At 45.2% G+C, this 13,840-nt stretch carries 11 protein-coding genes; 5 read left to right on the forward strand and 6 right to left on the reverse strand.

The features are described 5' to 3' along the window. Window positions 1-78 precede the first annotated feature (78 nt). The 3 genes from BMX84_RS02470 to BMX84_RS02480 form a co-directional block, all read right to left on the reverse strand. Window positions 79-954, reverse strand: a complete 876-nt coding sequence (locus BMX84_RS02470) for a helix-turn-helix domain-containing protein (RefSeq protein ID WP_091486923.1) — start codon at window positions 952-954, stop codon at window positions 79-81. A gap of 203 nt (window positions 955-1,157) precedes the next feature. Further along, window positions 1,158-2,960 (reverse strand): two-component system histidine kinase PnpS, encoded by a 1,803-nt coding sequence (pnpS, locus tag BMX84_RS02475; RefSeq protein WP_091486924.1) that lies wholly within the window; start codon window positions 2,958-2,960, stop codon window positions 1,158-1,160. Then, window positions 2,957-3,664 (reverse strand): response regulator transcription factor, encoded by a 708-nt coding sequence (locus BMX84_RS02480; protein WP_091486926.1) that lies wholly within the window; start codon window positions 3,662-3,664, stop codon window positions 2,957-2,959. Before BMX84_RS02480 ends, pnpS begins: the two co-directional genes overlap by 4 nt. 266 nt (window positions 3,665-3,930) lie before the next feature. Here BMX84_RS02480 and BMX84_RS02485 point away from each other — a divergent pair, with 266 nt between their 5' ends. The 5 genes from BMX84_RS02485 to phoU all read left to right on the forward strand — a co-directional run bounded on the left by BMX84_RS02485 (window position 3,931) and on the right by phoU (window position 8,343). Beyond that, complete coding sequence (locus tag BMX84_RS02485; protein ID WP_091486927.1) at window positions 3,931-4,887, forward strand: PstS family phosphate ABC transporter substrate-binding protein; 957 nt, start codon at window positions 3,931-3,933, stop codon at window positions 4,885-4,887. A 117-nt stretch (window positions 4,888-5,004) separates the two neighbouring features. Continuing rightward, window positions 5,005-5,934, forward strand: coding sequence for a phosphate ABC transporter permease subunit PstC (gene pstC, locus BMX84_RS02490; RefSeq protein WP_091486929.1), 930 nt, complete (start codon window positions 5,005-5,007; stop codon window positions 5,932-5,934). Then, window positions 5,934-6,812, forward strand: coding sequence for a phosphate ABC transporter permease PstA (pstA, locus tag BMX84_RS02495; RefSeq protein ID WP_091486930.1), 879 nt, complete (start codon window positions 5,934-5,936; stop codon window positions 6,810-6,812). The genes pstC and pstA overlap by 1 nt, the downstream gene beginning before the upstream one ends. A 15-nt stretch (window positions 6,813-6,827) precedes the next feature. Then, entirely contained in the window at window positions 6,828-7,595 is a 768-nt protein-coding gene (pstB, locus tag BMX84_RS02500; protein WP_218142324.1) for a phosphate ABC transporter ATP-binding protein PstB, read from the forward strand. Window positions 7,596-7,656: 61 nt separating this feature from the next. Continuing rightward, window positions 7,657-8,343 carry a phosphate signaling complex protein PhoU gene (gene phoU / locus BMX84_RS02505; protein ID WP_091486934.1) on the forward strand — a complete coding sequence of 229 codons (687 nt, stop codon included), beginning with the start codon at window positions 7,657-7,659 and terminating at the stop codon, window positions 8,341-8,343. Between the two features lie 58 nt (window positions 8,344-8,401). Here the strand turns inward: phoU and BMX84_RS02510 are convergent, their stop codons facing one another. The 3 genes from BMX84_RS02510 to mnmE form a co-directional block, all read right to left on the reverse strand. Continuing rightward, on the reverse strand, window positions 8,402-9,490 hold the full coding sequence (locus BMX84_RS02510) for a mechanosensitive ion channel family protein (protein WP_177165436.1): 1,089 nt from the start codon (window positions 9,488-9,490) through the stop codon (window positions 8,402-8,404). Window positions 9,491-9,974: 484 nt separating this feature from the next. Further along, window positions 9,975-11,870: a tRNA uridine-5-carboxymethylaminomethyl(34) synthesis enzyme MnmG gene (mnmG, locus tag BMX84_RS02515; protein ID WP_091486937.1), complete on the reverse strand. Its 1,896-nt coding sequence runs from the start codon at window positions 11,868-11,870 to the stop codon at window positions 9,975-9,977. Window positions 11,871-12,040: 170 nt separating this feature from the next. Beyond that, complete coding sequence (gene mnmE, locus BMX84_RS02520) at window positions 12,041-13,429, reverse strand: tRNA uridine-5-carboxymethylaminomethyl(34) synthesis GTPase MnmE (protein WP_091486939.1); 1,389 nt, start codon at window positions 13,427-13,429, stop codon at window positions 12,041-12,043. Window positions 13,430-13,840 lie beyond the last annotated feature (411 nt).

Genomic DNA, 13,840 nt, shown 5'->3' on the forward strand with positions numbered 1-13,840 from the left:
CCGATCCACCTATAAAAAAATACATTCCCATCATCCGGTTCGAAAGGAAACGGTGATGGCGAATGTATTTTTTTATCCTTATTTCTCTAATTGCGTCACATTTACAAGTTCTTTTTCCAGACGATCGATCGTCAGCTGCATCGAGACAGAGAACTTCTCATTCTGCTGGATATCAAATATCATCCAGGCTTTTTTGTACGCTTCAAGCGCATCCTCTTTCTGATCCAGATTTTCCAGACAGTAGCCTTTATAATATAAAAAGTCCCCTAATAGAAATAATGTGTTTTCCGACACCACTAGATCCAGTCCCTGGAAAACTTTACTCAGGCAGTCACTGTATTTTTTCTTCAGCGCAAGGCAAACAGAATAATTCAGCAGCAGTTTCGCTTTCTTTTCATGACTCATCCACTCTGAAAACATGTCGAACCCTCTATGGTAATACTTTTCAGCGGTATCATAATCTTCTTTTCTCAAGTACTGATTCCCGATACTGTCAATGATTTCGATTCTAAGCTCACCATTTTTCGTGGTTTTTTCCAATGCTATCAGATGATCAAGCGCTTTATCATGATCCCCGTCACGATAATCGTACAGCAAGGCGGTGACCCACTCAAAAAACAGCTTATCCTCTCCGATCGTCTGATCGATCAGCTCTTCATTCGTACTGATCAGATAAGAGACTGAATCATATTCTCGTCGTTCCAGATGCTGCCGGATCAGTTTACAAAGTTGGGCTGTTTTACTGTAGCGGCTTTCCACCGAATCTTCCCCGTAAAAGTAATGCAGTGAAACATTCAGTCGTTCAGCCAGCTTCTCCATCAGTTCCCGACTAGGTCTCACTTTCTTCTTTTCGATTCGACTGATCATCGCTTGTGTGCAAATCCCGTCGGAAAGGTCAGCCTGCGTCATCTTTATTTCTTTTCTCCTTTTCTTTATCTTCTCCCCTATTTTCATTCGCTTATCCCTCTCATTATATTACAATTATAATATTAGTTATATTACATCATTATACATAAGTCCTGAACTGTTTTCTACACTTTTCGTACAAAAAAAGACTAAAGAAATCAATCTTTAGTCTTTGATTAAAGTTCTCATAGCTTTCTAACACTATTGAATCCTTGATCGGTAAGCTATCTGATAGGGTCATGCTGGAGCGTTTAAGTGTTGTTCTCGTTTACGATCTTATCAGGAGCAGACAGGGGCAGCCAGACGGTGAAACTCGTGCCCTGATCGATTTCACTCTCCACTTCGATACGTCCTTCATTATTTTCAACCAGCCATTTAACGATGGACAGACCCAGTCCAGTTCCTCCGACGTTCCTGCTCCGTCCTTTATCTACTCTATAGAAGCGTTCAAATATTCTGTTCAGCTGATCGTCAGGTATCCCGATCCCGGTATCACTGATGGTCAGTTTCAGCTCATTTCCCGATGTGCCGACCTCAATGCTCACTTTTCCTTTTTCAGGTGTATAAGCCACCGCATTACTGACCAGGTTGATAATGATCTGCTTCAGATGATCAGGATTTATTTCGATCTCTACATCTTTTTTACTCTTGATAGTGACATGAATATCTTTCAAGCTGATTTTCTGACTGAGTATCCGGAGTACATCATGGACGGTATCATTCACAATGATTTTATCCTTCACACCGCTGACCTGTCTCTGTTCGAGTTTGGACAGCTGCAGAATGTCATTGACCATTGCATCCAGTCGACCGGCTTCATTATTTATGATTTCCAAGAACTCAACAAGAACCTCTTCATCATGCATGGCCCCGTCAAGAAGTGTTTCACTGAACCCTTTGAGTGCCGTGATAGGCGTGCGCAGTTCATGCGAGACATTGGCCACAAAATCTGTGCGTACTTTTTCCAGACGTCTGATCTCAGTGATATCATAAAGCAGAACGATGAAGTTCAGTGTCTCTAAAGATGTATTTAAAATCGGGACCACATGCACGTCCATGATTTTCTCTTCCGGATAATAGATCTGAATCTCTTTGTTCTGTACACGTTGGGTGCTATACGCTTTTTCAATGATAGCGATCAGTTCGGAGCTGTGCAGACTCTCGTAAAAAGACTTGCCCCGTTTGCTGTTCAAATCTTCCCCCAGCAGCTCATTCATGACAGGGTTCACCATATTGATGCTTTTATCCTTCTCTACGAGCATCACGCCGATGACGAGATGATTGACCAGTTCTATCAGTTTATGTTCTTTTTCCTGGATTTCGCTCATCTGACCATTCAGATTCACCGCCAGATCATTTATGGAACTCCCCAGCTCATCTATTTCCTTATAAGAACCCGGATGGTACCTCACAGAATAATCCTGAAAAGAAAGGATATTAGCTATATTTTTAATGTTCTCGATCGGTTGAGTGATTTTTCTTGCCCAATACCGGATGAATAAAACCGCTATAAGTATGGACAACGTCAGGAACAAAATCAAGGCTGTCATGAGATCATCTGTCACTCCAACCATTTCTTCAGCATTCCGGGAGAGGCGGATATAGCCTATCACAGTCTCATCAGCTGTTTCTATCGGTGCTGCACTGTAGTAGAGGGTCTCATCGGTGCTTACACTTCTTCTGTGATAGGTCCCTACCTCCGCTCCTCCAACGATTTGTTCGATCTCTGGTCTTTCCAGATGGTTTTCAAGATTTTCTGCCTGTGCATGCGAGTCATAAAGAACGTCACCTGTTAAGTCGATCAGTGTGATCCGTTCATCGATGACTTGAGCCGCCGACGCCAGCTGACTGATCAGTGTATCGCTCTCTTCAATAGAGGGATCCAGATTATCCAGCTGACTTTCGAGTGTCAACAGCTGCGTGATCAAAGCCTCTTCCTGCTGTTCGATCGACTGCTCTTCAATGACGGAAGAGATCATATAAATAAAAATAATAGAAAACGTCAGCAAAATAAGTGTAAAAAACAGGATCATACGCGTTTGTATTTTTTTCATTTTGGAACCTCTAGTTTGTAGCCGAACCCTCTAGCCGTTTTTATAAACTGTGGTTTTTTCGGGTCTTTTTCGATTTTTTCCCTTAAATGACTGATATGCACATCCACGATCCGGGTCTCACCTCTGAAGTCATAATCCCACACTGCCAGCAGCAGCTGTTCCCGGCTTAGTATGCGGTTCTTGTTTTCAGCCAGATAAACCAGCAGTTCAAACTCTTTCGGTGTAAATTCCACCTTTTCTTCATCAACATACACTTCAAAATTTTCAGGATAGATAGTGATATGATCAAAGACAAAGACCTTCTCGTTTCTATCCTCTTCAGGTGCGGCCTTGTTCTGTTTTCCGACTCGTCTGGAGATGGCTTTGATACGAGCGATCACTTCCCTTGGGCTGAACGGTTTGGTTATATAGTCATCTGCGCCGATCTCAAGACCCACGATTTTATCGATCTCAGAGTCTTTGGCTGTCAGCATAATGATCGGTGTATCGATTTTTTCTCCTCGGATTTCTCTGCACACGTCCATCCCGTCTTTTGAAGGCAGCATCAGATCGAGCAGGATGATGTCATACTCACTTTTCAGAGCCATTTCCAGCCCCTCTTCTCCATCCATAGCGACTTCTACACTATAATTTTCTTTTTCCAGATTATACTGGAGCAGTTTAACGATCGATAATTCGTCTTCTATTATCAGGACTTTTTTCATTAGTCTCCTCCATTGTTCTTTTATTTATATCTCATTGCACGCTTTTTCTTTCCTGATCAACGCAATCATAAGTTAAATCCAGTCTCTATTCAACCTATGTTGGCCTTCGATACCCTTATCATACCAGTATTTCGACCGATAAAATAATTACACGAATAATATTTACATAATCTTTACATTCCATTTTCGTAGAATTAATGTTCATCCGTTACTATGAATGTGTGGACAGGAGATGTCTAACTACTTTAAAAAAGAGGGATTATATAATGAAACGAACTAACTTTGTAAAAATGGGTACATCTTTAAGTGCTGTACTTCTTTTAGCAGCCTGTGGTAACGCACCGACTGATGAAGGAACAGGTGAAGAGTCAGCTGAAGGATCTAGCGGATCCGTTCAGGTCGATGGCTCATCGACTGTCTTTCCGATCATGGAAGGTGTTGCAGAGGAATTCTCCATTGAAAATCCCCAAGCGCGCGCAACCATCGGTGTCTCCGGAACTGGTGGAGGAATGGAAAAATTCATCGCGGGTGAAACTGATATTACAAATGCCTCTAGACCAATGAAGGAAGAAGAAGCTCAGATGCTTGAAGAAGCCGGCATTGAATACACTGAATTCAAACTGGCTCTTGACGGTTTATCCGTCGTTGTCCATCCTGATAACGATTGGGTCGATTATCTGACCCTTGATGAACTGGAATCGATCTGGCTGGAAGAAAGTGATGTAGAAACTTGGGCAGACGTTAGAGACGGCTGGCCTGATGAAGAAATCTTATTATTTAGTCCGGGAACAGATTCCGGTACCTATGACTACTTTGATGAAGTGATTTTAGACGGTGAGCAGATCGACCGTGAAGCATCGCTGTCAGAAGATGACAACATTCTTGTTCAGGGTGTTCAAGGTTCTGAACATGCACTTGCCTACTTCGGATATGCGTATTATCTGGAGAATCAGGACACTGTAAAAATCGTTCCGATCGAAAACAGTGAAGGAGAAATCGTCGAACCAACAAGCGAAACGGTGCAGAACGGCACGTACGAACCCTTGTCCCGACCGTTATACTTCTACGTGAACAACGCTTCTGTTCAGGAGAACGATACCGTTTATGAATTTGCCAAGTATACACTTGAAATGGCTGGAGAAATGGCAGAAGAAGTCGGTTATGTTCCACTTGAAGAAGCTGAATATGAAGAAAGCCTGGAAACACTTGAAAGTTTAAGATAAGCCGGGTGTACGGGAAAGCTGTAAATAAAGAGCAGTTTCCCCACGATAAATAGAGCAGACTGTCCAGCGTGAACGATTCCGCTGGACCGTTTGCCTGTGTTTAAGGAGTGTTGACTGATGAAAGCAACGATACGCGAAAGGATCAAACAGAATAAGTCAAAACGATCCTCGCAAAATAAAATCGAAAAAATCATGCCTATGGTCTTTCTGCTTATGGCATCCATCTCGATTCTTGTAACGGCAGGAATCGTATTTACATTATTCAGAGAAACGGTTTTGTTCTTCTCACACGTTTCTTTTATTAATTTCATTACTGGGACAGAATGGTATCCTTTTTTCGGTAATGATCCCAGTTACGGTATCTGGCCATTATTGTCCGGGACATTTACTATAGCTGCTATCGCCATGATGGTGGCTATTCCCATCGGACTGGCTGCTGCCATTTATTTGAGTGAATATGCCAGCGACCGGAACAGGAAAGTCCTGAAACCCGTTCTGGAAGTCCTGGCAGGTGTGCCGACTGTGGTTTATGGTCTCTTTGCCCTGACATTCGTGACGCCTCTGCTGCAGACATTTATCCCTGATCTACCGATCTTCAATGCTTTAAGCCCGGGGATCGTGGTCGGGATCATGATCATCCCTCAAATCGCTTCACTGTCACAGGAAGCAATGAATGCTGTCCCTCAATCCATGAGAGATGGCGCACTGGCCTTAGGCGCCACGCGGCTGGAAGTGGCTCTGAAGATCGTTATTCCCGGCTCATTCAGCGGTATCGTGTCTTCCCTTGTATTAGGTTTATCGCGTGCCATCGGCGAAACGATGATCGTGTCGACTGCGGCCGGTTCCACACCGAACCTGGGATTCACCCCTACGGAATCGATCCAGACCATGACGTCTTATATCGTTCAAGTCAGTATGGGTGATGCCACGTTCGGTTCGACCATTTACTACAGTATCTACGCTGTAGGGATGACGCTGTTCCTTTTCACCTTGACTATGAATATTTTAGCTAATCACATTTCCCGTCGTTACAGGGAGGTATACTAATGAAAAATAAAGTTGTTGTTGCCAATGAAAAACAAATATCAAAAAGGATCACCCGAAACAAACTGGCTAAAGGTCTGTTCCTTGCTGCCACACTGTTTGGCATGATCGTTCTGGCTACACTGATCGTCAGGATCGTTACCCAAGGGATCGGTTATCTCGATTTTGGCTTTCTGACCAGTTATGCTTCAAGAAGACCTGAAGATGCCGGGATCAAAGCTGCCATTCTTGGAACAGTCTGGATCATGTCCATTACGATCCCTGTTTCTCTCATCTTAGGGGTCGGTACGTCGATCTATCTGGAAGAATATGCACCAAAAAACAAATTCACCCGCTTTATCGAACTGAACCTTGCTAACTTAGCTGGTGTGCCATCTGTCGTGTTCGGCCTGCTTGGCTTGACCGTTTTTGTCAGACTGCTTGAAATGGGACGAAGTATTTTGGCCGGTGGACTGACGATGTCCCTGCTCATCCTTCCCGTTATCGTTGTTGCTTCCAAAGAAGCGATCCGGTCTATTCCACAAGAGCAGTATGAAGCAGCTTATGCCATGGGCGCCACGAAATGGCAGATCATTCGTACCGTGGTCCTGCCGGCAGCTACGCCGGGCATACTGACTGGTGCTATCCTTTCTTTATCAAGAGGCGTCGGAGAAACCGCGTCCCTATTGATGATCGGGGCGATGACTTTTATTGCCTACACGCCGACCGGTGTCCTGGATGGCTTTACCGTACTGCCGATCCAGATATTCAGCTGGGCAAGCCGACCACAGGTAGAATTCCAGGCCGTTGCTGCAGCCGGTAGTATAGTCCTTTTGATCATCCTGATCGTAATGAACTCTCTGGCTATCGTCATTCGAAATAAATACTCTAAACGTTATTAATCTAGGAGGAAAATGATGAACAAAGAAGAAAACAAGCAGTCGGTCTACTCCGTCAAAGACTTCAATTTATGGTATGGAGAAACACATGCCTTAAAAGATATCTCTATCGAGATTCCCGAAAAAGAAGTGGTCGCTATCATCGGACCTTCCGGCTGTGGAAAATCGACATTTATTAAAACACTTAACCGCATGGTGGAACTGGTGCCTTCTGTGAAAACGAAAGGTTCCATAAACTACGAGGGAAAAGATATCAAGAAAACCAAAGTGGAATCTCTGCGTACCGAAGTGGGCATGGTTTTTCAGAAACCGAATCCTTTCCCAAAATCCATTTACGATAACATTGCATATGGTCCACGCATTCACGGTATCAAAGACAAGAAGACGTTGGACGAAGTTGTCGAAAAAAGTCTGAAAGGTGCCGCTTTGTGGGAAGAAGTCAAAGATCGTTTGAACGAAAATGCATTCGGTCTATCTGGCGGCCAGCAGCAGCGTTTATGTATCGCCAGAGCTCTGGCCGTTGAACCTGAAGTCATCTTGATGGATGAACCGACGTCTGCTCTGGATCCTCTATCTACAGCTAAAGTCGAAGATCTGATCCATGAACTTAAAAAGAATTACAGCATCATCATCGTTACGCATAATATGCAGCAGGCAGCCCGTATTTCAGATAAGACAGCCTTCTTCCTGGATGGCGAAATTATCGAATTTGATGCCACAGAAAAAATGTATTCCAATCCAAGAGACAAACGGACCGACGACTATATTTCAGGTAAATTTGGTTAACAGGTACCGTACACGTTTAAATGGCACGAATAACAACTAACTATAAGAGGTGACTTATTCAATGAGAAGAGCATTCGAAGAGGAATTAAATCAACTGCACGAACAGTTTTATCAGATGGGACTGATGGTATCTGAATCCATCTATCAGTCAGTTAAAGGCTTTACGGCTCATGACAAAGAAATGGCTGAAAAAGTCGTGAACAACGACCATCATATCAACGAACAGCAGGTGATGATCGAAACAAAATCAATCGAACTGATCGCTCTGCAGCAGCCTGTCACAAGTAATCTGCGACGCATCATCACCATCATGAAAGCCTGCGCCGATCTGGAACGCATGGGCGATCATGCCGTTAATGTTGCCAAAGCAACGATCCGGGTCAAAGGCAATAAAAAAGATCTGGCCATCGAAAACGACTTGGCCGTCATGGCTGAGAAAGTCAAGAAACTGGTGGAGCGTTCATTGACTGCCTTCATCGAAACCGATGTCGAAGAAGCTAAAAGAATCGCATTGAAAGATGACGAAATCGATCAGATGGCTTTTGATATACACAAACATACCCTGGATGAAATGAAGAATGATCCGGAACTGGTCCTGGGTGCAACCAACTACATTCTAGTGGCCGGTAATCTGGAACGTATCAGTGATTATGTCACGAACCTGTGTGAATGGATCATCTATCTCGAATCCGGTAAAATAACTGAACTAAACACTCACAATACCCTTGATAACACATCGTTTCAGTAACTGGTAGAATCAAAAAAGTGCTGGCAGGTCTGATTGACCCGTCAGCACTTTTTTCTATTTATTTGTGGTCTGAGATAACATGGACATCTCTTTGAGGAAAGGGGATTTCGATATCATTCTCAGCAAACTTCTTGAATATCTTGAACCTCAAGTCACTTGGAATGGTGAATTCTCTCTCGTCACTCTGAGAATCGATCCAGAACCAGACAGTGAAATCCAGTGCCGAGTCGCCAAAGCCTTCGAAAAAGACACGGGGTTCTGGACGGTCCACAATATTTGGCCAGGACTCCTCTCTCAATTCATATACTGCTTCAAACAACAGCTGTCTGACCAGCTCGACGTCACTGCCATATGAAACACCTACACCAACTGGAATGCGCAGACGCGTATCGGCATACGATCGGTTGACGAACTTTTCTTCCAGGAAATAGGAATTGGGAATGATCATCCGCTCATTGACACGCGTCCGAACAACGGTCGCCCGAATCTTGATTTCTTCCACATCCGCGATCGTATCATCGATGATCACACGGTCTCCTACTCTGATCGGACGTTCAAACAGAATGATCAAGCCCGAAATGAAATTGGACATCACATTCTGCAAACCAAACCCGATCCCGACACCAAGGACGCTGGCAAACACTGTCAGACTGGTCAGGTTAAAACCGATGGAAGACAGAGAGATCAAAACCGCCATCGTAATAATGAAATAATGGAAAAAGGTATTCATCGAGGCTTGAAGTCCCCTGTCCAAACCATACTTATCGTAAACCGTCGGCAGGACATACTCCCTTACCGCTCCTGAAAACTTTGCAGCCAGGATGATCGCAAAGAGGACCGTCAGGATCAGGAACACAGTGATCTGTGTGTCCCCAAAGACAAAAAGTGTCTTATAGATAAAGGAGGTTTCTGAAAAATAGGTCAAAAAGTAGACGATCAGGACAAACAAGGTCATCCAGTTGACCAGCGTTTCAAGAAACAGACGTGTGCGTTCCTGACTGATGACTTTCTTCAGTCCGGTATGCAGTCCGGCTCGTATGACAAAAATCAGGATAAAGCCGATGATGGCACCCAGCCAGAAACTGATCTCATTGTTCTGTATGGCTTCAAAAAAACCAGGTAGGCGTTCCGTTTGTATTTCTTCCATTTGTTTATCTTCCTCGCTAAGCATAGATTTATTTCAGTGTACCAAATTTCACGAGAATTAACGACTGTCCTCGTCTTATTTTTGGTGATTTCGGCTGTTCGGTAGTTAGCTTCATCTTATTTAACTCTAAGTGCTGAAAATCGATCTATTCGGTACTTAGGAAGAACCTTCTCCAACCTAAGTGCTGAAGTTGGCATCCATTCGGTAGTTTCAACACCCGCTTATCGTGCTAACTGTCGAATAGAATAGTTTTCGACAGTTACGATCCTTTTACTTCAACCTACTTACCGAACACGAGGGAACTTCGACACTTTGACATCAAAACACGCGAGCTACTTACCGAAGTTCTTATTCTTCGACAGGTACATTGTAAAAATGAATCCCTAACTGTCGAATGTATCAAAATTCAAGGCATTCACCTGTAAATTCGTGAGTAGGGTATTAAAAAGAGACTGGAAAATTCCAGTCTCTTCCCTATTTATCTTTAAGCGTTTTTGACTTTCTGAATATCGCCTTGTTCAACGTAGACCATCAGGATCGAAATGTCTGACGGGTTGACGCCGCTGATACGGCTGGCCTGCGCGATCGTTTCAGGTTGGATCTTCGCCAGTTTTTCTCTCGCTTCAGTAGCGATACCATTGATCACAGAATAATCGATGCCTTCTGGAATGCGTTTGTTTTCCATCCGCTTGATCTTCTCCGCTTTACGGATCGCTTTGTTGATGTAGCCTTCATACTGGATATGAATCTCGACTTGTTCCTTCACATCTTTTGGTAGTTCAGTTTCTGTCGGTGCGAAAGGAATGATGTCTTCATATTTTACATACGGACGTCTCAGGAAATCATAGACTAAAATACCGTCTTTCAGCTGAGGTTCGCCTTTTGTATCCAGGTAGTCTTTCACGTCACTCGGTTTCAGTCGGATCGTTTTCAAGCGTTCGAGTTCCTTCTCAACTAAATCTTTCTTCGTCAGGAACAGTTCGAAACGCTCTTGAGATACCAGACCGAGATCATAGCCTTTTTCAGTGAGGCGGAAATCGGCATTGTCATGACGCAGAAGGAGACGGTATTCTGCACGCGAGGTAAGCAGACGATACGGCTCATTCGTTCCTTTTGTGACCAGGTCGTCGATCATCACGCCGATATAGGCTTCGTTACGTTTCAGAACGACCGGCTCTTCACCTTTGACCAGGCGTGCCGCATTGATCCCGGCAACGAGTCCTTGTCCGCCGGCTTCTTCATAGCCCGACGTCCCGTTCATCTGACCGGCAGTAAATAAGCCGTTGACCCGTTTCGTTTCAAGTGACGGACGCAGCTGATAAGGTTTTACAACATCATACTCGATCGCGTAACCGGTACGCATCATCTGAGCGTTTTCCAGGCCTTCTATGGAGCGCAGAACCGATAGCTGAACATCTTCCGGTAGTGAAGAAGAAAGGCCTTGGACGTAGATCTCATCGGTATTGGCGCCTTCTGGTTCCAGGAACAGCTGATGTCTTGGCTTATCACTGAAACGTACGACTTTGTCTTCGATCGACGGGCAGTAACGTGCGCCGACGCCTTCAACGATCCCTGTAAACATCGGTGCACGGTGCAGGTTCTCGCGGATGATATCGTGGGAGATGTTGCTCGTGTACGTCAACCAGCAGGAGATCTGTTCTTCAAGATAATCTTCATCCGGTGTTTCAAAGCTGAAGTGATGCGGTTCGCTGTCGCCCGGCTGTTCTTCTGTTACCGAGTAATCGATGGAACTTTTGTGGATACGCGGTGGTGTTCCGGTTTTGAATCGGTCCAGCTCAAAGCCGTGCTCGAGCAGGCTTTCTGAGAGTTTGATACTTGGCTGCGTGTTGTTCGGACCGGAAGAGTATTTCAGTTCCCCGATGATGATCTCACCGCGTGAAGAAGTCCCGGCAGTCAGCACAACAGCTTTCGCTCTATAAATCGCGCCGGTATTCGTAATGACGCCCTGGATCTGACCGTCTTCGATGATCAGTTCATCCACGATGCCTTGCTTCAAGTCCAGATGTTCCGTCCGTTCAATGGTTTTCTTCATTTCATCTGAATACAAATGCTTGTCAGCCTGTGCGCGCAAAGCCCGTACGGCGGGTCCTTTGGCAGTATTCAGCATACGCATTTGAATATAAGTCTTGTCGATGTTTCGGCCCATTTCTCCGCCTAACGCATCGATCTCTCTGACAACGATCCCTTTTGCGGGTCCGCCGATGGACGGGTTACACGGCATGTGGGCGATCATGTCAAGGTTGATAGTCATCAACAGCGTTTCTGCACCCATTCGTGCGGACGCCAGTGCCGCTTCGGATCCGGCATGACCGGCTCCGACCACGACGACATCATAATAGCCTGCTTCATATGTTTGCATAGATTTAGTCCTTTCTAATTGAGATTCCGTTTAAGTTTTAATTTAATTTATTGAATAATCATTAGGTAACCACGGTCGCTGTGCTCCCCTGGTACTGTTCAACTACGCATGGAACATGCTAGTTTCTCAGCATTTTTCGCTGGAGTCAGAACGGGGGTGTCTCGCTTTTCTTATTTTCCGAGGCAGAACTGGCTGAAGAGCTGGGTGATGAGTTCGTCCTGGACGCTGTCACCGGTGATTTCACCGAGCAGATCCCAGGCTCTGGTCATATCGATCTGTACGAGGTCGACAGGCATGCCCATCTCGATCCCTTCAATGACGTCATCAAAGGTACCGATCGTTTCATTGAGCAGTGCGATATGGCGGATATTCGACACGTAAGTCGCATCCTTTTCACCCGTGTTTCCGGCAAAGAACAGTTCGGCGATTTTCGCTTCCAGTTCAGTCAGACCGGCTTCAGTAACGATCGATGTCTGGACGATACTGTCCGCATCCACGTAGGTTTTCAGTTCATCGAAATCCAGTCTGTTTTCCAGATCCATCTTGTTCAAGATGATGATACGGTGGTGACCGTCTGTCGCTTCAAGCAGCAGCTTGTCTTCTTCAGTCAAAGGTTCGCTCTGGTTGAAGACCAGCAGGATCAGATCGGCATCAGACAAGGCCTTGCGGCTGCGTTCCACACCGATGCGTTCCACGATGTCTTCCGTTTCGCGAATACCTGCTGTATCGATCAGTCGCAAAGGCACGCCTTTGACGCTGACGTATTCTTCAATGACATCCCGAGTCGTTCCGGCCACTTCTGTCACGATGGCTTTTTCTTCTTTAAGCAAAACGTTTAAAAGACTTGATTTGCCGACGTTCGGACGGCCGATGATCGCTGTCGCCAGACCTTCACGAAGGATCTTGCCCTGTCCGGCGGTCTCAAGCAGCGCCTCGACCTGAGCCTTGACTTCCTTAGCCTTTTCGACGAGAAGTCTTGACGTCATTTCCTCGACATCATCGTATTCAGGGTAATCGATATTCACTTCCACTTGAGCCAGCGTGCCTAAAATCTCCTGTCTCAAGTTCTTGATCAGTCGGCTCAGGTTTCCATCCAATTGTGTTACAGCCATGTGCATCGCTTTATCTGTTTTCGCGCGAATCACATCCATCACCGCTTCAGCCTGAGACAAGTCGATCCGGCCGTTCAAGAAGGCGCGTTTGGTGAATTCGCCCGGTTCGGCCAGACGTGCACCGTTATGCAGGACGGTTTCCAGTACTTTATTGACAGAAACGATCCCGCCGTGCGTGTTGATCTCAACGACGTCTTCTCGCGTATACGTCTTTGGTGCACGCATGACCGTGACCATCACTTCGTCTATCTGTGTGTCTGTTTTCGGATTCACTATGTGGCCATAATGAATCGTGTGGGTTTTCTGGCTGCTCAGCTCTTTTTTTCCTGCCTGATAAACACGGTCAGCAATTTCCAGTGCTTCATCACCACTGATGCGGACAATCCCGATCCCACCTTCACCCGGTGGCGTTGAGATCGCAGCGATCGTATCAAATTCTATAGCCATTCAAAGTTCCTCCTATTTTTTTAGAAAAGCAATCCAAACCCGCTCTGACTCCTCCGAAAAATTGCTGTGAAACTAGCATGATTCATGCGTAGTTGAACAGTACCAGGGGAGCATAGCGACCGTGGTTCCCTTTTGATCGGCTACAATGCTCCATGTCTGTCTTTTCATACGGAGTCGGGCTTATTTCGCTGGACACCATAATTTTTTTCACAAAAAAAAGCGCCTGGTCCCACTCCAATTTAGTATAGACTACTACCTTGAGCGGAAAAGCACTTTCACTACTTTACTCCGTTTTTATTATACATTATTTTACTGCTTTATCAGTAAGGTATCAGCCCCGACGCTTTATTTCTAGGGTATTTCTTTATAAGCATTTGGGGACTTTTTGGGGACTGTCGTTAAACAAATCCT

The organism is Alkalibacterium putridalgicola, assembly GCF_900109825.1.
In the GTDB taxonomy this organism is placed as follows: Bacteria; Bacillota; Bacilli; order Lactobacillales; family Carnobacteriaceae_A; genus Alkalibacterium; species Alkalibacterium putridalgicola.